Annotated in this window: 19 protein-coding genes and 2 pseudogenes; 15 read left to right on the plus strand and 6 right to left on the minus strand. The window is 67.9% G+C overall.

Annotation, left to right across the window (positions count from 1 at the left end):
• Positions 1-75 precede the first annotated feature (75 nt).
• The 10 genes and pseudogenes from C2R22_RS18570 (at position 76) to C2R22_RS18615 (ending at position 7,910) form a co-directional block, all read left to right on the plus strand.
• Positions 76-660, plus strand: coding sequence for a biotin transporter BioY (locus tag C2R22_RS18570; protein ID WP_103427086.1), 585 nt, complete (start codon positions 76-78; stop codon positions 658-660).
• Between the two features lie 4 nt (positions 661-664).
• Positions 665-1,359, plus strand: a pseudogene (locus C2R22_RS18575) (energy-coupling factor ABC transporter ATP-binding protein).
• A gap of 16 nt (positions 1,360-1,375) precedes the next feature.
• On the plus strand, positions 1,376-2,083 hold the full coding sequence (locus tag C2R22_RS18580) for an energy-coupling factor transporter transmembrane component T family protein (protein WP_103427087.1): 708 nt from the start codon (positions 1,376-1,378) through the stop codon (positions 2,081-2,083).
• A gap of 127 nt (positions 2,084-2,210) precedes the next feature.
• Positions 2,211-4,313: a (Fe-S)-binding protein gene (locus C2R22_RS18585; RefSeq protein WP_103427088.1), complete on the plus strand. Its 2,103-nt coding sequence runs from the start codon at positions 2,211-2,213 to the stop codon at positions 4,311-4,313.
• A gap of 50 nt (positions 4,314-4,363) precedes the next feature.
• Entirely contained in the window at positions 4,364-4,768 is a 405-nt protein-coding gene (locus C2R22_RS18590; RefSeq protein WP_103427089.1) for a VOC family protein, read from the plus strand.
• Between the two features lie 57 nt (positions 4,769-4,825).
• Entirely contained in the window at positions 4,826-5,344 is a 519-nt protein-coding gene (locus tag C2R22_RS18595; protein ID WP_103427090.1) for a hypothetical protein, read from the plus strand.
• Positions 5,341-6,183 (plus strand): PASTA domain-containing protein, encoded by an 843-nt coding sequence (locus C2R22_RS18600; protein WP_103427091.1) that lies wholly within the window; start codon positions 5,341-5,343, stop codon positions 6,181-6,183. The genes C2R22_RS18595 and C2R22_RS18600 overlap by 4 nt, the downstream gene beginning before the upstream one ends.
• Entirely contained in the window at positions 6,183-6,500 is a 318-nt protein-coding gene (locus tag C2R22_RS18605) for a hypothetical protein (RefSeq protein WP_103427092.1), read from the plus strand. Before C2R22_RS18600 ends, C2R22_RS18605 begins: the two co-directional genes overlap by 1 nt.
• A 137-nt stretch (positions 6,501-6,637) precedes the next feature.
• Positions 6,638-7,180, plus strand: a complete 543-nt coding sequence (locus C2R22_RS18610; protein WP_103427093.1) for a hypothetical protein — start codon at positions 6,638-6,640, stop codon at positions 7,178-7,180.
• Positions 7,181-7,214: 34 nt separating this feature from the next.
• A complete protein-coding gene (locus C2R22_RS18615) occupies positions 7,215-7,910 on the plus strand; it encodes a hypothetical protein (protein ID WP_103427094.1) in 696 nt (231 codons plus the stop codon).
• A gap of 21 nt (positions 7,911-7,931) precedes the next feature.
• Here C2R22_RS18615 and C2R22_RS18620 read toward each other — a convergent pair.
• Together C2R22_RS18620 and C2R22_RS18625 are read right to left on the minus strand one after the other, a co-directional pair.
• A pseudogene (locus C2R22_RS18620) lies at positions 7,932-8,279 on the minus strand (alcohol dehydrogenase); the annotation flags it as partial.
• Between the two features lie 52 nt (positions 8,280-8,331).
• Positions 8,332-8,784 (minus strand): ferritin-like domain-containing protein, encoded by a 453-nt coding sequence (locus C2R22_RS18625; RefSeq protein ID WP_103427095.1) that lies wholly within the window; start codon positions 8,782-8,784, stop codon positions 8,332-8,334.
• Positions 8,785-9,001: 217 nt separating this feature from the next.
• Between C2R22_RS18625 and C2R22_RS18630 the strand changes: the two genes are divergently transcribed.
• Entirely contained in the window at positions 9,002-9,526 is a 525-nt protein-coding gene (locus C2R22_RS18630) for a cupin domain-containing protein (protein ID WP_103427096.1), read from the plus strand.
• Between the two features lie 442 nt (positions 9,527-9,968).
• Here C2R22_RS18630 and C2R22_RS18635 read toward each other — a convergent pair whose 3' ends face one another.
• From C2R22_RS18635 to C2R22_RS18645, 3 genes are all read right to left on the minus strand, one after another.
• Positions 9,969-11,132: an acyl-CoA dehydrogenase family protein gene (locus C2R22_RS18635; RefSeq protein WP_103427097.1), complete on the minus strand. Its 1,164-nt coding sequence runs from the start codon at positions 11,130-11,132 to the stop codon at positions 9,969-9,971.
• Positions 11,133-11,514: 382 nt separating this feature from the next.
• Positions 11,515-12,222 (minus strand): type 1 glutamine amidotransferase, encoded by a 708-nt coding sequence (locus tag C2R22_RS18640; protein ID WP_103427098.1) that lies wholly within the window; start codon positions 12,220-12,222, stop codon positions 11,515-11,517.
• Between the two features lie 73 nt (positions 12,223-12,295).
• On the minus strand, positions 12,296-13,078 hold the full coding sequence (locus tag C2R22_RS18645; RefSeq protein WP_103427099.1) for an alpha/beta fold hydrolase: 783 nt from the start codon (positions 13,076-13,078) through the stop codon (positions 12,296-12,298).
• 173 nt (positions 13,079-13,251) lie between these two features.
• Here C2R22_RS18645 and C2R22_RS18650 point away from each other — a divergent pair, with 173 nt between their 5' ends.
• Entirely contained in the window at positions 13,252-13,605 is a 354-nt protein-coding gene (locus tag C2R22_RS18650) for an SHOCT domain-containing protein (RefSeq protein ID WP_103427100.1), read from the plus strand.
• Positions 13,606-13,696: 91 nt separating this feature from the next.
• Here C2R22_RS18650 and alaS read toward each other — a convergent pair whose 3' ends face one another.
• Entirely contained in the window at positions 13,697-16,465 is a 2,769-nt protein-coding gene (gene alaS, locus C2R22_RS18655; protein ID WP_103427101.1) for an alanine--tRNA ligase, read from the minus strand.
• A gap of 157 nt (positions 16,466-16,622) precedes the next feature.
• Between alaS and C2R22_RS18660 the strand changes: the two genes are divergently transcribed.
• From C2R22_RS18660 to C2R22_RS18670, 3 genes are all read left to right on the plus strand, one after another.
• Complete coding sequence (locus C2R22_RS18660) at positions 16,623-19,454, plus strand: GAF domain-containing sensor histidine kinase (protein ID WP_162562568.1); 2,832 nt, start codon at positions 16,623-16,625, stop codon at positions 19,452-19,454.
• A 434-nt stretch (positions 19,455-19,888) separates the two neighbouring features.
• The gene (locus tag C2R22_RS18665; protein WP_103427103.1) at positions 19,889-23,101 is read left to right on the plus strand and encodes a PAS domain-containing protein; all 3,213 of its coding nucleotides are present in this window, start codon (positions 19,889-19,891) and stop codon (positions 23,099-23,101) included.
• Positions 23,102-23,155: 54 nt separating this feature from the next.
• Complete coding sequence (locus C2R22_RS18670) at positions 23,156-23,716, plus strand: diadenylate cyclase (protein ID WP_103427104.1); 561 nt, start codon at positions 23,156-23,158, stop codon at positions 23,714-23,716.
• Positions 23,717-23,775 lie beyond the last annotated feature (59 nt).

The following is a 23,775-nucleotide window of genomic DNA, read 5'->3' on the forward strand; positions in this document are numbered from 1 at the left end:
AGCCTGCTGTCGTTTCGCGCCGACCGTTCGTCAACCGAACTATTCAAGACGGTTTACGAAGCATCGTCGGGCACAATGGCGACGAACACAGAGTCGGTCGAACTCGTCGGCGACGAGGTCGTCGGCAACGTCGCGCGGGCGGTGCTCTTCGCCGCCGCGACTGCGGCGACCGCCCCCGTCGACCTCGTACACCCCCTCGCACCGAACGTTCCGATCACCCTCCAGACGCTGTGGGTCTACCTCTCCGGCATCGTCCTCGGGCCGATTTGGGCCGGGTTCGCGTTCGTGCTCTACCTGCTGGCGGGTCTCATCGGGCTGCCCGTGTTCGCCGGAGCGAACGCCGGATTGGGAGTCTTACTCGGCCCGACGGGCGGCTTCCTCGTCGGGTTCCCGCTCGCCGCGGTGACCATCGGCTTCGTCACCCACGGCACGGACGGTATCGACCCCCTCTCGGAGGTTCCGCTCCCCCGGATGGTCGTCGCGCTCGTCGCCGGGAGCGCCGTCGTCTACGCCGCCGGCGCGGTCGGCTTCTCGCTCGTCCAGAGCATCTCGCTCCTCGCGAGCGTCTCGGCCGTCGTCGTCCCGTTCCTGCCCGTCGCGGCGCTGAAGATGGCCGCGACGGTCGCCATCGTCCGGAGCGACGCCATCGTCGCGCGGTGATCGCGTGATACGGGTTCGGAACCTCTCTCACTCCTACGGTGAGGAGGCGGCCGTCGACGGCGTCTCGCTCACCATCGACGACGGCGAGTTCCTCCTGCTCGCGGGGCCGAACGGCTCCGGTAAGACCACGCTCGTCCGCCACTTCAACGGTCTCCTCGACCCCCACGCGGGGGCGGTCGAGGTGAACGGCCGCCGGGTCGAAGACGACGTCGTCGCCGCCCGAACCGCGGTGGGGATGGTGTTTCAGGACCCCCGCGACGGCTTCGTCGCCGCCACGGTCGGCGCGGACGTGGCGTTCGGCCCCGAGAACCTCGGAATCGACCGGGCAGAGATACGGAGGCGAGTGGACGACGCGCTCGACGCCGTTCGGATGGGAGACCGACACGAGGCTCGCATCGAGGAGCTCTCGGGGGCGAGCGCGAACGGGTCGCCATCGCCGGGGCGCTGGCGATGGACCCCGACCACCTCGTCCTCGACGAGCCGTTTACTGGCTTGGACTGGCCCGCGCGACAGGCCGTGCTGGAACGCCTCGACGCGCTCCACGAGTCGGGACGGAGCGTCGTCGTCGTCACTCACGACCTCCGCGACGTCGCGGCGCTCGCGGACCGGGTCGTCGTCCTCTCCGAGGGGCGAGTCGCGCTCGACGCCACAGAGCCCGACCCGGAGCGTCTGGTCGAACTGGGGGTCCGCCCGCCCTGAGCGGAGGTGAGCGCGAATGAGCCTCTCGTACGTCGCGGGCGACTCGCTCGCACACCGACTCGACCCTCGGACGAAGCTCGCGCTCCAGGCGGGCTTCGCCGTGGCCGCGGTCGCTCACACCACGCCGACGGGTCTGCTCGTCCTCACGGCCGTGACGCTCGTCTTTCTCAGGCTCGCGTCCACACCCGTCGTCGCGAGCCTCCGCTCGTACCGCGCGTTCCTCCCCTTCCTGGTCGCGGCCCCGGTCGTGGAGGCGCTGACGCTCGGCGCGCCGTGGCTGGTGGTAGGAGACGCCGTGCGGCCGGCGCTGGCCTCCTGTCGCGTCCTCTTGCTCCTCCTGGTGTCGACGGCGTACATCCGCACGACGCCGGTCCGAGCGTCCCGCGCGGCCATCCAGCATCTCCTGCCCGGTCGCGTGGGAGTCCTCCTCGGTGCCGGCGTCGGCCTCGTGCTCCGCTTCCTCCCGCTGATGCGTCACGACCTGGCGACCATCCGGAGCGCGATGGCCGCCCGCCTCGGCGACCAACGCTCCCTCTACGACCGGATCCGACTCGTCGGCGTGACCGGCCTCGGGCGGGTGTTCCTGCGGGCGGACCGCCTCTCACTGGCGCTCCGCGCGCGCTGTTTCGCGTGGAACCCGACGCTCCCGCCGCTCTCGTTCGCGCGGCGCGATTACCCCGTGCTGGCGCTCTCGATACTGCTGGCGCTGACCGCGCTGGTGTAGTGACACCGGGGGCGTCCACGGCGAAAAAGCGCCGCCGCGCCCCGGCCGCCATCTGGCCGCGAACGAACACCCCGTCCAGCACCCATCCAGCACAACGGTTAACACGCCTCCGGACCCGGAATCGTGTATGCTACTCCAGGCGGTGACCCGTGAGACGTTCTGGACTATCGGCCCGGTCGGCGAGGCCGTCTTCTACTTCCTCGCGGCCGTCGCGGTGCTCGTCTTCTCGTACGGCGTGTACGAGCGGTTCGCCCGGTACACGAAAGGGACGGCCGACCCGTTCGAGCGACTCGACGACCTCTCCGGTCGAGTACGGCGCGCGGCGCGGATGCTCGTCTCGAACGAGGCGCAGTTCGACCGCGACCTGTACGCCGGCGTCATGCACGCGTTCATCGTCTGGGGCTTTCTCACGCTCCTCATCGGCACGACCATCCTCGCCATCGACATCGACATCTACCGTCGTCTGGCGGGAGAGTCGTTCTTCGTCGGCGACTTCTACCTCTCCTACTCGCTGGTGATGGACGCGCTGGGACTGCTGTTCGTCGTCGGCGTCGGCATGGCGCTGTATCGGCGGTACGAGGTGAGAGAAGAGCGACTCTGGGGGAAACACACCGGCTTCGAGGACGACGCGTTCGTCTGGACGCTCTTCGTACTCGGCGTCGGCGGCTACGTCACCGAAGCCCTGCGCATCGTCGGCACCGGTTTTCCGCCGTTCGAGACCGTCTCGTTCGTCGGCTACTTCGTCGCCACCCTCTTTTCGGCCGGCGGGATGTCCGCCGGAGCAGCGGAGACGCTCTACACCTGGGCGTGGTGGTCACACGCGCTCTTGGCGCTCGCGTTCGTCGCCGCCATCCCCTACGCGAAGCCGTTCCACATGCTTTCGTCCCTGGCCAACGTCGTCACCCGCGACGAGAAGGCGGGACTGCGCCTCCCGCGGGTGCCGGAACACCTCGCGCCCGACGAGATCGGGTACACCGAGATAGGGGACCTCTCGTGGCGACAACTGCTCGACATGGACGCCTGCACCAAGTGCGGGCGGTGTTCCTCGGCGTGCCCCGCGAAGGCGTCGGGGCGGAACCTCGACCCGCGCGACGTCATCCTCGACCTGAAAGCGTACCGTGAGTCGGTCGACGCCGGCGGCGAGGAGGTCGACATCATCGCCGACGGCGGCACCTCGGTCATCGACTCCGAGTCGATGCGGTCGTGTATGGCCTGTATGGCCTGCATGGACGCCTGCCCCGTCGACATCGAACACCTGACGCACTTCACGGAGATGAACCGCCGCCTCACCGAGACGGGCCAACAGCCCGAGCAGGTCCAGGAGGCGATGATGAACGTCTTCCAGAACGGCAACGCGTTCGGCGACCCCGCGCGGAAACGCCCCGACTGGGTGGAAGAGTTGGACTTCGAGGTGCCCGACGCGCGCGACGAGTCGGTGGAGTTCCTCTGGTACGTCGGCGACTACCCGTCGTACGACGAGCGCAACCAGCGCGTCGCGCGGGCGCTCGCGCGCGTCTTCCACGAGGCCGGCGTCTCCTACGGCATCCTCTACGAGGACGAGGCGAACGACGGCAACGACGTCCGGCGGGTCGGCGAGGAAGGGCTGTACGAGATGCTCGTCGAGGACAACGCGAGCGCGATGGCCGACTGCGACTTCGAGAAGATCGTCTGCACCGACCCCCACTCGTACAACACGTTCGAGCACGAGTACCCCGAGATGGCCGCGGAACTCGACGTCGAGTTCGACTACCCCGTCTTCCACTACACGCAGGTGTTGCAGACCCTCGTCGAAGCGGGTCGGCTGGACCTCGGGTCGATAGAGAGGACGGTCACCTACCACGACCCCTGTCACCTCGGGCGGTACAACGGCGTCTTCGAGACGCCGCGCGACGTCGTGCGCGCGACGGGCGCGGACCTCGTCGAGATGCCGCGCAACAGGAAGGATTCGTTCTGCTGTGGGGGCGGCGGCGGCGGCCTGTGGCTCGACCAGGAGGAGGACGTGAAACCGAGCGAGGAGCGACTGAGAGAGGCGACCGAGGACACGGTTCGAAGGCCCGAGCAGTTCGTCGTCGCCTGTCCGATGTGTGCGACGATGTACGAGGACGGCCGGAAGACGGGGGGCTTCGAGGAGGAGTTGGAGATCGTCGACGTGAGCGAACTCGTCGTCGAGGCGCTCGACGCGCGAACGGGAGCGAGTTCGGGGGAGACGACGCCCGCGGCCGCGGACTGAGCCGAGGAGGGGACAGATACCGCTTTGACACGACCGCGCGAGAGGGAGACATGGACCCCCGCATCAGCCTCGTCACCCTCGGCGTCGCCGACGTCGACCGCTCCGTCGACTTCTACCGCGAACTCGGGTTCCCGGTCGAGCGGTGGGGAGACGCCGCGTTTTTCGAACTCGACGGCGCCTGGCTCTCCGTGTACCCCCGGGAGGCGCTCGCCGCGGACGCCGGCGTCGACGCCGGGGGCGTGAGGGGAGAGTTCGACGGCGTCACCCTCGCGCACAACGTCGGTTCTTCCGAGGAAGTCGACAGGGTGCTAGAGGAACTCGTCGCCGCCGGCGGGACGATGACCCGGCCCGCGCGGGAGACCGACTGGGGCGGCTACTCGGGGTACGTCGCCGACCCCGACGGTCACCTGTGGGAGGTCGCGTGGAACCCCCACGCGGACCTCACAGACGTGTGATACCGAGTCGAGGAGCCGACGGCAGGGTTATGTCCGGATACGTTGTATTCAACTGACATGCCAAACGGCGACGGTGACGACGTCGAGCGAATCACGCGACCGCTGGGGACGGTCATCCGCGACGTGGGGCTGGCAGTCGCGGAGGGACAGCAGGAACTCGACAGAAAGCTGCGCACGCAGTACCTCTCGGCCCCCGACGACGGGCCCGTGGACCTGGAGACGCCGTGGTACCGCTTCGCGGAGGTCGAGGTCGACCTGCAGTTACACTTTCACACCCACGAACTGGTCGAACGGCCCCCGGGGCACGTCGCGAGAGCCGTCGAGGGGAAAGGCGGCGTCGCCGCGGCCACGCCGCGGTACGAAGTCGCCGCCTCCGTCGCCACGCCGTCCGACCCGGGGTTCGCCGAGCACGAACGGAGCGGAGCCAGCCGAATCCGGTTCCGCATCATCCCCGTCACGCCGCCACCCCTCTCTCGGGCCGAAACGAGCGGGACGAACGAGGCTAACGGCGCGAACGGTGAGGGCGACGAGGACGGCGGGGACGACGAGAACGGTGAGGAGCGGGAAACCGAATGACGGACCACGACCCGTCCGCGGGGCACACGGAGCGGCGAACCGACGGCGGGGACGACGCTACCGACGAACGGCGCGGCGGGTGGTTCTCTCGGCTGTTCCCCGGTCGGGACGAGCGCATCCGTTCGCTCAGACGACAGCTCCGGCAGGCAGAGCGCGACGAGGCGGCGTTGAACGAGGAGGTGGAGAGGCTCCGCGGGCGCGTCACGGAACTGGAGGAGGAGAAGGAAGAACTGGCGTCGGTGAAGGGAGCGTACGAGCAGCGGGAGTTCGCCCTCGACGCGTTACTCGAGAGCGTCGGGGAGTCGTTCCGCGACGCGAACCGGGAACTCGCGAAGCGGAACGTCGCCGTCGGTGACCTCGACGTCACCCTCCGGGCGGACGTCTCCGGGGGTGGGAGCCGAGACAGCCTCTCGTTACGCCTCGTCGACCCCGAAGAGGGGATCGACGCCGACCGGTTGAGCACCCTCTCGTTCACCGTCGGCGGTCGTGGACGGCTCAGACGCTTCGGCCAGGCAGGGACCGAGCGCGGCGACACAGGCGCTGAGGGCGGCAGCGCCGCCGGGGGGAGTGAGGGTTGGACCGGTGGGTTCGGGGTCACAGCGCCCGACGAGACGGCGAGTGAACCGACCGGCCCTCCCGCCGAAGTGCCGGACGTGACGGGCTTGCCAGTCGGGAGGGCCGAGACGGAACTCCGTGCGGAGGGGTTCGGCACCCACCGCGAGTACCGGCCGGACGCGACGCCCGTCGGCACCGTCGTCGAACAGTGGCCGCGGGCGTTCGCCGTCGCCCCGCAGGGGTCGAACGTGGTCGTCTTCGTCGGTGGCGAGGAGAGGAAGTAGTGGACCTCGTAGAACGGTTCGGCGCGAGGGTTGACGTCTCGACCACGACCGCCGCCGTCGGGTACTTCCTGGTCTGTCGTCGCCCGTCGGCCGACCACGCACAGTTCCGAGGGGGCGTGGCGAGCGCCGTCGGCGGCGCCGAGTACATCCACCTCGACAACCCGAACGGGTTCGTGGTCGTCGCGACGGCGTACGTGACCGCACAGGCGCTCCGGGCGCACCCGATGGTCGACCACGTAGGGGGCGTGACGCTCGACTCGAACCGACTGCTGACCTCGACGGGAGAGCACCGGACCGCCGCCGGTCACGAGTCGTGAGTCGACGGGAGACGGGGAACCGGCGTCAGTCGGCAGTCAGCGCGGACGGCGGCGAAATGACGGAACGGGACACTGTCCGATATATAGTGACAATTGCTATCTCTATCCATTGCATCTGAAGGGTGAGGTATTTGTAAATGTCAGTAGGGGACGAACTTCTCGACGTGCCGTTGCCGTCGATGGTCGCCAAGCTCGGAATCGGAATCGCGGACGCGCAGGCCGCGCTCGATCAGAACTCGCTCAAGACGCTCGGGGAGTTGAACGCGGACGACAACAGGATCGAAGTCGTCACGAGCCTGACGAGGACCATCACCGACGAGGGGGTCGAATTCAAAGATGACGGGGTCGTCAAATCGGAGTTGACCCCGTTCCAACTCGGCCTGATGCCCGCGTTCTACCAGTTCAGCGAGGCGACCATCGACGTGAAGATGGACATCAAGACGACGACACAGACCGACACCAGCGTCACGGTCGGCGCCGAAGCGAAGGCCGGGTGGGGGCTGTACAGCGCCAGCATCAAGACCGACGTCGAACACAACCGCAAGTTCGGAAAGGAGGTCAACGGGACCAGCCACCTCGTGACCAAACTCGTCCCGGTGCCACCGCCGGAGCGGATCGAACCGGAGACGGTGACTATCGACCTCCGCACGCCCGAGGGAGAGGGCGAGGACGACGAGTGACCCGGCCGAGCCGACAGCCGTCGAGAGGTGAGTGATGTCGGCCGACGACCCCGACCGGAGCGACCGTGGGGAACTCGTCCGCTGGCAGGACGGGATCGACTTCCGCGACCTCATCTACGGGATGGCCGAGAGCGTCTCCGAGGCGCAGGTCGAACTCGACCGGAACCTGGCGGTGACGATGGTCGAGTTCGCGGGGACGACGGTCGACGTCGTACCGCGGGTGACGCGGACCATCGACGCCGAGGGGAGAGTCACGCACACCCCCAGCCCGACCGAGAAACGGTCACTGCTCGACCTCGGCCTCACGCCGACGCGCTACCAGTTCAGCGAGGCGACCGTCGACGTGGAGTTCGACCTCTCCTTCGTCGTCGACGAGACCGAGAAGGGAAACGAGACGCGGAAGGCGCGGTTCCGCGTCGACACGAGCGAGGCCCATCACCGTCGCCGGTACCACGGCGAGGCCAACACGACGGCGAAGGTCTCCGCGCGACTCGTCCCGGTTCCGACACCCGCGGCGCTCACTCCCGCGACGGTCGAACCGACTCCGGAGTCGACCACGGGAGACGGCGACAGCGAGGCGGACGCCGACGCGAACGGCGAGACGAGCGACGAGAGAGAGACCGAGACGGCCGGTGAACGTCGTGCTGGCGACGCTCGGGGCGGAGACGAGACGAACGACGAGGAGGGGACGCCCGACCGCACGGCCGACGAGTCCGTCGGCGACGCCTGACCGAACGGAACGGTTCGACGGTCAGGCGGTGAAGTCGGTGCAGACCGGGATGCCGATGGTGTCGTAGTCGCTCATGGCCGCGAGTTCGTCGGGTACCTGGTGGATGTCGATGGTGTCCTCGACGAGCGCCGTCGGGTCGAGCTTGCTCGATTCGATCATGTCGGGTACCTCGCTGTACCGCGACGGCTGGAGTCCGAGCGAACCCTTGAAGTCGATCTCCTTGGCGACGAACTCGTCCGTCGGGAACGACACCGTTCCCTGCTCGTCGCTCGTCGTCAGCCCGATCTGGACGTGCGTGCCGCTCTTCGGTAAACTGTTCACCGCGTTCTGACACGTCACCGCGATACCGAGCGCGTCCGCGGAGACGTCGCGACGCCGAGGCTAAAAACGAGGGGACGCGGACGTCGTTCGGGAACGGGGCTCAGTCGCGCTGGTACTCTTTCCGGTAGCCGCGGAACTCCGTGCGGTGGGCCTCCTCGTCGGCGAGGATAGTGACGGCGATGTCCTCAGTGACGGGGTCGTCCGCCTCCTCAGCCGCCTTGATGAGCGCGCGGTAAGTCTCGATAGCGTCCTCTTCGGCGTCGAGGACACCCTCGATGACCGAGAGGACGTCCATCGAGTCCTCGGGGGGCTGCAGCGAGTGCTGGTTCGCCTTGAACTCGCCCGACGCGGGCGGGCGCTCGTCGAGCTGTTTCAGCCGCTGACCCAGCTGCTCGGCGTGGTTGAGTTCCTCCTGGATGTCGGTCTGGAGAGACTCTTTGACCTCCTCAGCGCGGACACCGTCGAGGACGATGGCGTTGGTCATGTAGTTGAGTACAGTCTCGTGCTCGTCCAGGTACGCCTTCCGGAGGAGTCGGGTGACCTCTTCGGACATACTCAAACGTCACGCTCTGTCGACAAGAATGTACGGACGGCGGCAGCGTTGGGAGCGTTCGGGAACGCGAGACAGTCTCTCTGAACGGCGGTTCGGTGTGCCGGTGTGCTGAGCGATGGATGCGTGTCCGGAAAGCCGCACACGCGGTCGTGCACGCGCTCATCGCAACCGCGACACTCCCGACGGACCTTTATCCACTGTCGCCGACGTTCGCCCCATGGAACCAGTCAACGAGGAGACACTGCCGTGGAGCGAAACCGACCGCGGGACGACCGCCTTCCGCCGCAAGCAACTGGGGCGCGCAGCCGGCAGCGAGCGCCTCGGTGCTAGCCTCTACGAACTCCCGCCGGGGAAGCGGTCGTGGCCGTATCACTACCACACGGGCAACGAGGAGGCACTCTACGTCCTCTCCGGTGAAGGCACGCTCCGCGTCGGCGACGAGGACGAGTCGAGCCAGTACCCGTTGCGGGCGGGCGACTACGTGGCGCTCCCGGTCGGTCCAGAGAGCGCCCACCGCGTGTCGAACGCCGACGAGAACGGGGACGGAGGGACGGACGAGCGGGAACCGCTCAGATATCTCGTGTTCTCGACGATGAACGACCCCGACATCACCGTCTATCCCGATTCGGGAAAACTCGGCCTGTACGCCGGGGCCGCACCCGGCGGCGACTCGGAAGCGCGGGTCGTCGACGGCTACTACCCGCACGACGCGGACGTCGAGTACTGGGAAGGCGAGGAATGACGGCGACGCACGAGGCGGCCGCTGCGGAATCGAGACGAGTGAAAAGGAGGAACTGGCATGTGGGGGGAGAGGGGGGGGAGTCCCACGCAGTTCCTCGTTTCGACGATTGTGAGTGAGGGTCAATTAATTTTCGGTATCGGCTAGCTGTTACGTATTCTGACCCCCACAGGCGGAGTCTTACCTGGTCGAGTGTCCAAGATAGAAACAATGTGTATCTGCATAAACATTAGTATCACCGAGAAGCAGTCCGCGCGTCCGGACGCATTCGCTCGAACGGTGGAATTCCGGTTCCTCAGCGCGTTTCTACCGGATACACGACCGAACTCACTCGAAGGCCGGAATCCCGGACTCTCACCGCGATTCCACCGATCCCGTGACCGGACTCACTCGAAGGCCGGAATCCCGGACTCTCACCGCGATTCCACCGACCCCGTGACCGGACTCACTCGAAGGCCGGAATCCCGGTGAGTTCGTGCCCGACGATGAGCGAGTGGATGTCGTGGGTTCCCTCGTAGGTGTAGACCGTCTCGATGTTCGCCAGGTGACGCATCGGCGAGTAGTCGCGCGTAATTCCGTTGCCGCCGAGCATCTCACGGGCGGTTCGGGAGGCGTCGCGAGCCATCGCGACGTTGTTCCGCTTGGCCATCGACACCTGCGCGGGGGTGAGGTCACCGCGCTCTTTCAGTTCGGCGAGGCGGTACGCCAAGAGCTGAGCGGTCGTAATGTCGGTGGCCATGTCGGCGAGTTTCTCCTGTTGGAGCTGGAACCGTGCGATAGGGCCGCCGAACTGCTCTCTGTCCAGGGCGTACTCGCGGGCGGTCTCGAAGCAGTCGCGCGCGACACCGACAGCGCCCCAGGCGATGCCGTACCGCGCCTGCGTCAGACACGACAGCGGGCCCTTCATCCCCTCGACCCCTGGGAGCACGTCCTCTTCGGGAATCCAGACGTTCGAGAGGCCGATTTCGCCCGTGATCGAGGCGCGCATCGAGAGCTTCTCCTCGATTTTGTTCGTCGTGACGCCGTCGCGGTCGGTCTCGACGAGGAACCCTCGGACGGGCTTCCCCTCCGCGGAGGTGTCGCGCGCCCAGACGACCGCGACGTCGGCGATGGGCGAGTTCGTGATCCACGTCTTCGACCCCTGGAGTCGGTAGCCGTCGCCGTCCCTCTCCGCTCTCGTCTCCATGCTCGCGGGGTCCGAGCCGTGCTCGGGCTCCGTGAGACCGAAGCAGCCGACGGCCTCGCCCGTGCCGAGGTCGGGGAGCCACCGCTCCTTCTGCTCGTCGGAGCCGTACGCGTGGATGGGGTACATCACGAGCGCGCCCTGAACGCTCGCGGCCGACCGGACGCCGGAGTCGCCGGCCTCCAGTTCCTGCATCAGGAGACCGTACGCCGTCTCGCTCACTCTCGGGAGGCCGTACCCCTCCAGATTCGGCGCGAAGAACCCGAGTTCGCCCATCTCGGTGATGAGTTCGGTCGGAAAGGTTCCCTTCTCGAAGTGCTCGCCGATGTCCGGACGCACCTGCTCGTCGACGAAGCGACGGGCGGTGTCGCGGATCATCCGCTCTTCTTCGTCGAGGTCTGCCTCCAAGTCGACGTAATCAAGCATACTGGGTGTCGGAAGCCTCACGGCAAAAGCTTTCGCAGGGTCGTGTCAGTCGAGGAGTCTGTGCCGTCGCTGGCGACGGCGCGAGACGGACACGGGGTCGCGGTCAGCACCGGGAGCTGCCGGGTTGGGGTGGCTCGACAGAACACGAAGTCGTCGCCGCTCGGTCTATCCGCCGACAGCGTACCACGTCACAGCCAACCATTTACGTATGAGAACGCGGCCACACCCGAACGTGCGCTGAGAGGTACCGCAGGGCGACTCGCGGGAGCGTGGTGCGCCGCCCTGCGTCCGGACCGACACCACCAGTTCGCCAGCGGTCTCACTGGACGGGGAGAAACAGTCGAGGAGAGCGACCGAGCGTGCCGTGTGCGTCGCGACCCGTTCAGTCCGCGGCGGGGGTCGGGCCGTCGCGGACGCCGTGAGCGTAGGCGACGAAGTTCTCGAAGAGCCGTTTGGTCTCACAGGCTGCGGCGTACCGCTCGTCCGTGATGCCGTCGACGACGGATTCGATACGGTCGTCGGAGAGTTCGCCCTCCTTCCCGCGGGTCACCGACTCGGCCGTCTGGGGGTCGTACTCGGGGTGGAACTGGACGCCGAAGGCGTGCCCTTTCCGGAAGGCGTGGACGCCGTACTCGTTCTCCGCGAGCAGCGCCGCCCCCGGCGGGAGTTCGGTGACGGTGTCCGAGTGGGTCGTAAAGGCCGTGAACGAGTCGGGAACGCCGCCGAACAGTTCGTCCTCGTCGACGAGTTGTATCTCGCGGTAGCCGATTTCGTACTCGCCCATGTCGGCGACGCGACCGCCGAGCGCCTCGGCGAGGATCTGGTGGCCGTAACAGACGCCGAGGATCGGGAGGTCGCGACTCGCCGCTTCGGCCGTCCAGTCGAGGAGCGACCCGATCCACTGCTCGTCCCAGTAGACGGAGGCCCGTGAGCCCGTGATGACGACGCCGTCGTACGCGAACGTCTCCGGCAGTTCGCACTGTGTGACGTCGAACTCTGCGAGCGTCGCGTCGAGTTCGCGTCGGAAGTTCCGGCGGGTGTGTGACTCGCCGTGCGAGGCGTCCAGCAGTGCGAAGCGCGGTCGATCCATCAGTCGTTAGTTTCAATGTGAGCGCATCGGAAAGAGGTTGCGCTCGAACCGACGTTTGCCGCGCTCTCGGTCGTCAGGCGTTCGAACGGGCGTCCGAGTGCGACTCGACGTGTCCGACGAGTCGGTCGTTGACGAGCCGTGAGCGTTCGACGCCAACGAGGTGGCCCGCGTCTTCGTAGGAAACCCACTCCCCACGGGGGAGGTCGTCCGCGAGGCCCCGGGCGCCCTGGGCGGGCCACTGAGCGTCCGCTTCCCCGTGGACGACGAGCGTCGGTGTCGTCACCTCGTAGAGAGAGGGTGGTTCGTACCCCTCCAGTGCGGCCGCCTGCGCCCGCCACACGCGCTCGGGCGCGTCCTCCTGCGCCCGCCACGCGACGATTTGGTCGACGACCTCGGACTGTTCGGCGCAGAACGCGTCGGAGAGGAATCGCTCGGTCGACGCCCGGAGCGCCGCTTCGTCGTCCGGAGGGGCGAACGCGTCCATCGCGTCTCCCTCGAAACCCGAACCGACGAGCGTCAGGCTCCGAACCCGCCCCGAGTCGTGTGCGAGGTCGAGCGCGACCACACCGCCCAGTCCGGCACCGACGAGGTGCGCCCGGGAGACACCGGCGGCGGCGAGTACTGCCGCGAGGTCGTCCGCGAGGTCGGTGACCGAGTACGGCCCCGGAGGGGTGTCGGACCGACCGATGCCGCGATGGTCGAAGACCACTGATTCGAGTGGACCAGTGACAGCCTGGTGCTGCCAGCCCCACTGCCAGGAGCCGAAGCCGACGTCGCCGACGAAGACGACGGTTTCCTCACCATCGTCCGCGGACTCGTAGTACAGCGAGACGTCGTCGTTGGTTGCGAAGGGCACGGCGGGAGGACGAACCGAAGGCGTCTCTACGTTCCGGTCTCCGCCGGAAGCCACACGGCCCACGGGAGCGGTTCCGACGCCGACGCGTGGAGCGGTCGATTCTCAGTCCGTTGGAATCGACTCGGAGGCTTACGTCGGTAGCCGCCGAAGCTGAATACAGAGGTGACACACTCATGAACACGTTCGCTGTCCTCCTGCAGTGGGGCCCACACCGAGGACCACACCCTGGACCACACGCTCCGATGGGGCCGACCGGCGGTGCCGGTGCCGGTGCCGGGGCTGGGATGCCGTGGGGTGCCGGCGCCTGGGGGATGGGCGGTGGCCTCTTCGCGGGACTCGTGGCCCTGCTCCTGCTCGCCATCCTCGTGGTCGGAGCGGTCTACCTGCTGTCGACCGCTCGCCGGGAGACGGAGAGCGACGGAGACACCGACGCGCTCGCCGTCCTCAAGCGACGCTACGCACGCGGCGAGATCGACGACGAGGAGTTCGAGCGGCGCCGAGGACGACTCGACGGCGGAACCGTCTGAGCGGGACGCCGTGAGACCGAATCGGAGGACACCGGAGACGAGAGAGGCCGACTTTTGAGAGGGAAAGAATCCGCGCTGTCGCGCGGTCGGTTCAGGCGTCGAGGACGTTCCTGAGGACGTCCGGTGCCTCGTCGAGGACCTCGTCGAGTCGTTCCACGTCGGGGCCGCCACCCTGCGCGAAGTCCGGTGGGCCGCCGCCGCCCCCGCCGACCTTCGCGGCGAGTTCGCCGACGACCTCGCCGGCGTTCAGCCCCACACCGTCGGGGACGCCGACGACGAACTGGGCGCTTCCTCCCGCCGAAGACCCGAGGACGGCGACCTTACCACTGTCGACGAGCGCGTTCGCCGTGGCCCGGAGTTCGTCGGCGTCGCCGTCGAGACGTCGGACGACGGCCGGCGTGCCGCCGATGTCGACCTCCTCGCTCTCGGCCGCCGCGCGCGCCTCCGCGAGTTCGCGCTTCAGACGGTCGATGGTCTTGCCCCGAGCTTTCCACTCCTCGAAGAACCGCTCGGCCGTGTCGGGGACGTCGGGGGGCGAGACGTCGAGAACGTCAGCGGCCGCGTAGAGCGCATCCTCGGTACGCTGGGTCGCCTCGATGGCGGCCTCACCGGCCGCGAAGGAGATGCGTTCGACGCCGTCTTGGACGGGTTCGGTCGAGAGTATCTTGATCGCGCCGATGTCGCCCGTCCGCGTGACGTGCGTCCCGCCGCACGCCTGCACGTCGTCGGCGACGTGGATGAGCCGGATGTTCTTCCCCGGCGGGATGCCACCCTGGTAGAGGTCGAAGCCGTGTTTCTCCTCGGCCTCGTGTCGGTTGGGCCACTCCTGTTTCACCTTCACGTTCCGCGTGACGAGGTCGTTCGCCACGCGCTCGATTTCCCTCACCTCGTCGCGCGTGATGCGCTCGTAGTGGCGGACGTCGAGGCGGGCACGACGGGTGCCCTTCTGGGCACCGGCCTGGCGGACGTGTTCTCCCAGGACCTGTCGGGCGGCGAATCCGACGATGTGCGTCGCGGTGTGGTGTCGCATCAGCCGGCGGCGACGGTCGACGTCGAGTTGCCCGCGGACGAACTCGCCCTTGCCCGGGTCCTCGTCGGTCCGATGGAGGACGACGCCGTCGTGGACCTGAACGTCCTCGACTTCGACGGTGATGTCGTCGGAAGAGAGCGTCCCGTGGTCCGCGGGCTGTCCACCGCCCTCGGGGTAGAACATCGTCTGGTCGAGCACGACGTCGTAGCCCGACTCGCGCTCGAACACGTCGAGGACGACCGCCTCGAACTCCGTCCGCTCTTGGTCCTCGTAGTAGAGTTTCTCCGTCTCGGGGAGGTTCGCGAGCCGTTCGTCACGCCTCGTGGCGGTGTCGGCCTCGCCGGCGTCCTCGTGGCGCTCGGCGACGAGCGAGTAGAAGTCGTCCGGAACCTCGACCTCCGCCCCCTGACCGGCGGCGATTTCGCGGACCATGTCGGGCTGGATTCCGTGCGAATCGTACAACTCGATGAGCGTGTCGGTGGGAATCGGTTCGCCGCGGTCGGCGTACTCGTGGGCGAGTTGTTCGACCTTCCGCGAGCCGCGTTCGAGCGTTTCTCGGTATTTTCGCTCCTCGGTGCGGACGATGTCCCGAATCGTATCGCGGTTCTGGTACTGGAGACGGGCGGCCTGCATGTCGACGAGTTCGTCGAGCGGGGCGTCGACGCCGACCGAGTCGACGAGTCGCTTCGTTCTTCGAAGAACCATCCGGGCGAGGTAGCCCGTGCCGACGTTCGAGGGGACGATGCCGTCACCGAACATGTACGCGAGCGCGCGGCAGTGGTCCGCGATGGCGTAGATGTCCTCCAGCGGACGGAGGAGGTCCGTGAGTTCCTCGGCGTCGACGCCGAGTTCGTCTGCGACGTCGGCGCGCGCCCCCCGGAGGTCGTCGATTTCGTCGATGTCGAGGTAGCCGGAGAGTTTGGCGGCGCGGTGGACGAGTTCCTCCTCCTCGTCAGTGAGTGAGATGCCGGCGTTCTCCTTGAGGAACTCGATCATCTCGGGGTAGACCGCCTCGTACACGGTGGGAGTGCCCTGCGACACCCACGTCCACCGTTCGAGGCCGTACCCGGTGTCGACGATGTAGGTGTCCATCTTCGAGTATCGGTTGCCGTCTTTCATCTCGTAGTCGCCCTCGGGGTCCTGCTCCATCGACATGAAGACGAGCGTGGCGAGTTCCGCGCCCCGGTAGAGGACTTCGATGGCGGGTCCGGCGTTGCCGCCGCCGACCCACGGGTCCTCGATGTAGGTTATCTCGTCCAGGTTCGCGCCCATCGAGGCGAAGAACTCGTCGCAGTACCGCACCGTCTCGTCCTTCCAGTACACCTCGCCCTCGTAGGCGTACTTGTCTTCGGCGTCCTCGCGCGTGTTGAACGCGTGGTGGGCCATCATCTCGAACGCCATCGTGTGCCGACCCGTCCTGCCGACGTTGTCGATGTCCTGCATCCGGATACAGGGCTGGGAGATGGTGAGGGGGTTCGCCGGCGGGGGCGTCTGTCCCGAGGTGACGAGCGGCTGAAAGTCGTAGATAGAAGCCTGCGTGAGGAGAACGTCGTCGCGCCAGCGGTTCGCCGCCACCGGGTACGGCTCGATGCGTTCGTGGCCGCGCTCTTCGAAGAACGAGAGGAACTCCTCGCGCATCTCCTCTAGGGTGTACTCGCGGTCGAACCCGGGGTTGTCGATGAACGAGTAGTCGTCGGCCGGCGGCTCACCACAGGTCTCGCGCTCGGGGTCTCGCGTCCAGAACCACACGTCCGTCACCGGACACTGTTTCCGGTAGAACCCCTCCTCCTCGAAGTACTCGAGGCGGTACTCCTCTTCGAGTTCACTCATTGTCTCTTGTTGGCTGAGGACCGGGTAAAACAGTTCCGGGAAGGCGGTCGAGGGTATCAACTCCGAGTTTTCTGGCGATACGCCTTTATCGCCCCGTCACAAACCCAGGCCGAACACGGTGTGCGTCTGGCCGGCGCACCATGGAGCACCAAGAGCAGTGTCAAACGAACCAGAGCCGCAGTCAGTCGAGGGTTCGGAGGGGAGCGCGCTCGGCGTCCGACTGTGCGGCGACGTGGGTGACCGGACGGCCGCAGTACTCGCCAGCCGCGGCTTCGTCATCGCGGAGGGATCCGACGCCGACGTCGGAACCGGGGACACTGCCGATATCGACTGCATCGTCGTCGGCGTCGACGTCGCGGAAGACGGGGACGTCGAGCGACGAGCGGACCGGCCGGTCGTCCTCTACGCGCCGGAGCCGACGGCCGTCGACGACCTGTCTCGGTTTTCGGGGTACGCCCGGACGGGTGACGTCGACGCGCTGTGCGACCAGCTCCGCTGGGTCGTCGCACGAGGGGAGACACAGCGCGGGACGTGCGAAACGCGTGAGGGACAGGACGGTGCGCGAACGTCCGCGGCGCGGAGCGACGCGCGGCTGGAGGCCCTCCACGAGGGGACGGTGAGCCTCATCGGGGCGACGACGCCGACCGACCTGTTCGAACGGACGGTCGACATCGCGAGCCACCTGCTGGAGTTCGACAGCTGTTACATCGCCATCGCCGAGGACGGCGTCCTCGTCAAGCAGGCGGGCGTCGGCGACGTGACCGAGGAGTCACTCCCCATCGACTACGGACTCGTCGGCGACAGCTACCAGACCGGGAAGACGCACCTGGTGGGCGACACGTACGCCCACCCCGACGCGAAGCCGGCGCGCGCGTCACACCGGTCGGGAATCGCCGTTCCGCTCGGCGACGACGGCGTCTTCGTCGTCATCGCGGACGAGCCGAACGCCTTCACGGTGATCGACCGGGGGCTCGCCGAGTTGCTCGTCCGGTACACGGAGGGGACGCTCGCGCGCATCCGGTCGGCGGAGGCCATCCAGGAGCGACGCGACCTCATCGAGACGCTCCACGACGGAACGGCGGCGCTCGCCGCGGTGACGACGCTCGAAGACGCGGCGGTCGTCGCCGTCGAACTCGCCGAGCGAATCCTCTCGTTCGACACCTGTTACGTCGGGGTTCGAGAGGGGGACGTCGTCGTGCCGTACGCCGTCTCGTCGGGTGCACCGCCCGACGCGGCCCGGCCGATGAAGACCACCCAGGGGCTCGTCGGCGAGACCATCCGGACGGGAGAGTCACAACTCGTCGACCGCATCGAGGAGTCGAACGCCGACCCAACGAGCGACACGTACCGGTCGGGGATCAGCGTCCCTCTGGGCAAGGAGGGCGTCTTTCAGGCCGTCTCGACCGAGGAAGCGGCGTTCGACGCCAACGACCTCGAACTCGCCGAACTGCTGGGCGACCACCTCACCGGGACGTTCTCGCGGGTCCGCGCGGAGGCGGACCTCGGCCAGCAGCGCAGACGGGTGGCGCAACTGCACGCGGCCACCGTCGAACTGGTGAGCTGTCACGACGTCGTCGACCTGTACGAGCGGGCCATCGAGACGGCCCGGTCGGTGCTGGGTTTCGACACCGCATACATCTTCGTCGTCGAGAACGACCAGTTCGTCCCGGTCGCCCAGGCGATTCACGAGGACCACGACCCGGTGGGGACGGTGTCGCTGGACCACGGCGTCGCGAGCGAGACCCACCGGACCGGACGGTCGCGGCTCGTCCGCGACGTCTCGACCGCAGAGGGCGCGGAGCCGCTTCAGACGGTCGCCGGCGGGGGGATCAGCGTCCCGCTCGGCGACGACGGCGTCTTCCAGGCGGTGTCGCGCGACCCCGAGACGTTCGACGAGTCCGACCTCGAACTCGCCGAACTCCTCGCGTCGCACGTGACGGCGAACCGCGAGCGGCTCCGCGCCGAGACCGAGCTACGGAGCCAGCGCGACCGCCTCAGCGCGCTGTTCGAGAACATCCCCGACGCGGCGGTCTCCTACCGACTGGTCGACGGCGACCCCCACGTACAGGCCGTGAACCCGGCGTTCGAACGCGTCTTCGGCTTCACGAACGAGGAACTGGTCGGCGAGAACCTCGACGAGTACGTCATCGCCGACGACCCCGAACAGCTCGCCGAGGCCCGGCGGATGAACGCGCGGCTCAAAGCCGGCGAGAGCGTCCGCACGGAGTGTCAGCGCCAGACGAACGAGGGGCTCCGGACGTTCATCCTGCAGGTCGTCCCGCTCGAACTCGGGCAGGAGAACGTCGCCGGGTTCGCCATCTACACCGACATCACGGACCGACAGGAGCGCGAGCGCGAACTCCGCCGGCAGAACGAACGGCTCGAGGAGTTCGCCAACATCATCTCGCACGACCTCCGCAACCCGCTGGCGGTCGCGTCGGGCTACCTCGACCTCGCCGCGGAGACGGGCGACCCGTCGGCGTTCGAGCGGGTCGAGACGTCGCTCGACCGCATGGACCGCCTCGTCGAAGACCTCCTCTCGCTGGCGCGGAAGGGTCAGGTCGTCGGCGAACCGGTCCCGCTCGACCTGGCGACGGTCGCGACGCAGGCGTGGGGCGGCGTCCGGACTATCGACGCGACGCTCGAACGGCCCGAGTCACTCCCCGTGGAGGGCGACGAGAGTCGGTTGGTCGAACTGTTCGAGAACCTGTTCCGCAACGCCATCGAACACGCCGGCGACTCGGTGACCGTCCGCGTCGAGGCGCTCGACGACACGGCGGACGAGGTCCGCGGGTTCGCCGTCGAGGACGACGGGCCCGGCATTCCGCCCGAGAAGCGCGACCAGGTCTGTGACCCCGGAGAAACGACCAGCACCGAGGGAATCGGCTACGGGCTCGCCATCGTCCAGCGGATCGTCGAGGCACACGGCTGGTCGCTTTCGGTCACCGAGGGGAGCGAGGGCGGGGCGCGGTTCGAGGTCCGATTCTGAGACGGGGTGTTATCAGTCAGTCCCGGCTGTCGGACCCCGGGGACGGCGACGACCGGCACCCAGTGACAACGGACCGTCCGAGCGAGACGCCACGCGGCTCTCGGCGGGCAACAGGGAGGACGAGGGGCCAGAAGGCCCGATCCTGCGACAGTTATTTACATCGAAACGCCCTGCAACTGAAGGAGAACACACTGGTTCCGCGCCGTGTCCGCCGACCGTCGAGACGGGAGGTGGCTAGTTGTATCGGATTCGATGGTATCGCAGGAGGTCGACGGGACACCACCGCGGGCGGTGCTCGAACGTATGAGAGTCACGCAGAGACACACATCCGGGTGGGGGAGGGGACGCGAAAACGCCGACCGACCGACGAGGGCGTCGGGGGTCACACGCTGGACGGCCGGCGTGCGTGAGACACCGCTGCCGAGGACGCCCTGATGGGGAGGAGTGCGACCGAGACGCGTCCGAGTCGGGCCACGATTCGGACGCTCCACGTCGACGACGACGAGATGTTCGGTACCGTGACCGCCGAACTGCTCGAGTCGGTCGAGTCGCGACTCGACGTCGTCTCGGTCACGAGTGCCGCTGCGGGACTCGACCGCCTCGCCGCCGGCGACATCGACTGTGTCGTCTCCGACTACGACATGCCCGGCGGGAACGGCATCGAGTTCCTCGAACGCGTCCGCGAACAGTACCCTCGGCTCCCGTTCATCCTCTTCACCGGCAAAGGGAGCGAGGAAGTCGCCAGCGACGCGGTGTCGGTCGGGGTGACGGACTACCTCCAGAAGGAGTCGGGCATCGACCAGTACACCGTGTTGGCGAACCGCGTCGTGAACGCCACGGAGAAGTACTGGACCGAGACGGCCCTGGAGCAGCGGATCACACAGCAGGAGGCGCTCGCAGCGCTCGGACGGGACGCGCTCGCGTCCGACGACCTCGCGTCGCTGTTCGACGAGGCGGTCCGCCTGGTCGCCGACGGTCTCGACTGTGAGTACGCGGGGGTGCTCGAGTGGCAACCGTCGCGTGACGAACTCGACCTCCGCGCGGGCGTCGGCTGGGACGACGTCCCCAGCGGGGCGAGCGTCCCCGCGGGAGACAAGTCACAGGCGGGATACACGCTCGCGAACGGCGAAGCGGTCGTCGTCTCCGACCTCGACGAGGAGACGCGGTTCGACGGCCCGGGTCCGCTCGCCGACTACGGCGTGGTGAGCGGCGTCAGCGTCGTCATTGGAGCCACGGCGGCCCCGTGGGGCGTCCTGGGGACGCACGCGACCGACCGCCGCGACTTCACCGCCCAGGACGTCACGTTCGTCCAGAACGTCGCGAACGTCCTCGCGACCGCAATCGACCGCCACCAAACCGAAGAGCGCCTCCGCGAGAGCGAGTCCCGCTTCCGCGAAATCGCCGAACTCAGTCCCGACGGCATCTTCCGGACGGACACCGACGGACGGTTCACGTACGTCTCGCCCGCGAGCGAGACGCTGCTCGGACGGTCGTCCGACGACCTCGATGGGACGCCGTTCGAGCGGGTCGTCGCCGACGGCAGTCTCGACGCGGCACGCGAGGGCATCGACCGGGTCCTCGACGGTGAGGTGGTCCGTGGACTGGCGCTGACGCTCGTCGACGCCGACGGTGAGTCGTTCGAGGTAGAGGTGAGCGCGAGTCCCGTCCGCCACGACGGTCGGGTCGAGTTCGTCCAGGGGTTCGCCCGCGACGTGACGGAGGCGAAAGAACGCGAGCGGGAACTCCAGCACTCGCGTGAGCGGTTCCAGGCGCTCGTCGACGCCTTCCCCAACGGGGGCGTCTTCCTCTTCGACGAGGACCTCCGCTACACGATGGCCGGTGGGGACGAACTGGCAGAGGGAGGATTGACGTCCGAGACGATGCGTGGTCGGACCCCCTCGGAGGTGTTCCCCTCGGAGAACGCTGAACGGCTAGAGGAGAGCTACCGTGCGGCGTTGGTGGGCGAGAAGCGGTCGTTCGAGGACAGCTACCAGGGTCGACACTACCACGTCCAGACGCTCCCGCTCCGGGACGCGGACGGGACCGTCATCGCCGGGATGGCCGTCGCACAGAACGTCACCGAGCGCGTCGAACGCGAGCGGGAACTGGAGGAGAGCCGCGCGCGCTACCGGACGCTCGTCGACAACTTCCCCGGCGGGGTGGTGCTCTACGACCGCGACCTCCGGGTCGTCGCGGGCGGCGGGACCGAGTTCGAGCGGGCCGACTGGGACCCGACAGCGGCCGCGGGAGAGCCGCTCCGGGACAACATCACGCCGGAGGGCGCGGAGTACCTCGACACGCACTACCGGGCGGCGCTCGACGGCGAGGCACGGACCTTCCAGTACGAGGCGAGCGGGACCCACTACCAGCTTCAGACGATTCCGGTCCGGGACGCCGACGGCCGGGTCACGGAGGGAATCGCCGTCACGCAGAACGTCACCGAACGCGTCGAGCGCGAGCGGAAGCTCGCACAGCTCCGCGAGCGCTCGCGGGAACTCATGCACACCCAGACGAGGGCGGAGACGGCCCGAGCCGCAGTCGACGCCGCCCGTGAGGTGGTCGGTGCGTCGCTGAGCGGCTTCCACGAGGTGGACACGGACGGCGACCGGCTCGAACCGGGCGTAATGGCGGAGTCGGTCGACGACGTGTTCGAGACGCCGCCCGAGTTCAAACGGGACGCGGACCCGAGGACGCGCGCCGCCATCACCTGGGAAGTGTTCAAGTCGGGCGAGCCGCGCTACATCCCCGACATCGCGGCGGACGGGTCGGTGGCGGAGCAGTCACCGGCCGGCTGTGTGCTGTTGCATCCAATCGGAAAACACGGCGTGTTCGTCGTCTCCTCGCCCGAGACGGACGCGTACGACGAGACCGACCGGATGCTCGTCGACATCCTGGCTGCGTCGCTCACCGCGGCGATGGACCGTGTCGAGCGCGAGCAACGGCTCCGGACGCGCGAAAAACGACTCGAAGCGCAGAACGAGCGACTGTCGCGCTTCGCGAGCATCGTCTCACACGACCTCCGAAGCCCGTTGAGCGTGGCACAGGGGCGGCTGGAACTGGCACGCACGACCGGAGACGACACACACCTCGACTCGGTCGAGACGGCACACGACCGGATGGACCGGCTCATCGAGGGGCTGTTACAGCTAACGATCGACGGAGAGGGGGTCGAAACCGACCGTCTCGACCTGGCGACGGCTGCCCGCGCGGCGTGGCAGAGCGTCGAGACCACCGGGGCGACGCTCGTCGTCGAGACCACCCGCGACGTGGTCGCGGACGAGAACCGGCTCCGCCAACTCTTCGAGAACCTCTTTCGAAATTCGGTCGAACACGGTTCGACGGGTTCCGGAGACGATGTCGGGGACACCACGGTGACCGTGACGGTGGGCGACCTCGACGACGGCTTCTTCGTCGAGGACGACGGCCCGGGGATCGAGCCGGACCGACACGGGGAGGTGTTCGAGGCGGGCTACTCGACGAGCGCCAGGGGGAACGGGCTGGGGCTGCGCATCGTCGCCGACGTCGCCGACGAGCACGGCTGGTCGGTCACAGTCACCGACGGAACCGACGGGGGGGCGCGGTTCGAGTTCACCGGAACCGACGTCGACTCGCAAGACGACCGCGGGACCGGACGCGAGGGGGCGTGAACGCCGAATCGGCCGGCGAGCATTAGTAACGGCCGCTCCTCTGAAGGGGCAGACATGTCCCCCACAGACCCGTTGCACGTCGACTACGCGACGGTTCCGAAGCTCATCGAACTCATCACGTACGTCGCAGAGAGCATCAGTCTCGGGTTCGACCGGTGGGACGAACCGTACGTCCGCGGGCCGAGCCTCTACTTCGTGCTGGTCTCGGGGACGCACGTCCGCGAGTACGCCGACCCGCTGGGGGAGAACACGTGGCCGGTCGGAATCTGCAAAATCGTCACCGACGACCTCGACGCGTTCGTCGAGGCGGCGGGGTCGGTCGCGTTCGAGCGCGACGGCGCCGTCGTCGTGAGCGGCGACGGGACGATCCAAGAGCAGATGGTGCGCATCAAGAGCCCGAGCGAAGCCGTCGCCGCGGAGACGGAGGTCGAGTACGCCGACTGGATGGGAACCAAACACCTGAGCGCGGCCGAGTCGTCCGTCCGCGAGGCGGTGCTGGCGGCCATCACGCTCAGCGAGGAGAACGGCCGCGTGACCGTCTTCGAGGACGGCGAGTACATGGACTTCGAGCGGAGAGAACTCGGCGGTCTGTGGCGACCGGCGTCGGAGACGTAGGCGAGTGGCGGCGGAAGCGGAGGCGAGTGGCGGCGGAACGCGGCGTGACGTGACGGGAC

Origin of the sequence: Salinigranum rubrum, assembly GCF_002906575.1 — an archaeon.
Taxonomy (GTDB): Archaea; Halobacteriota; Halobacteria; order Halobacteriales; family Haloferacaceae; genus Salinigranum; species Salinigranum rubrum.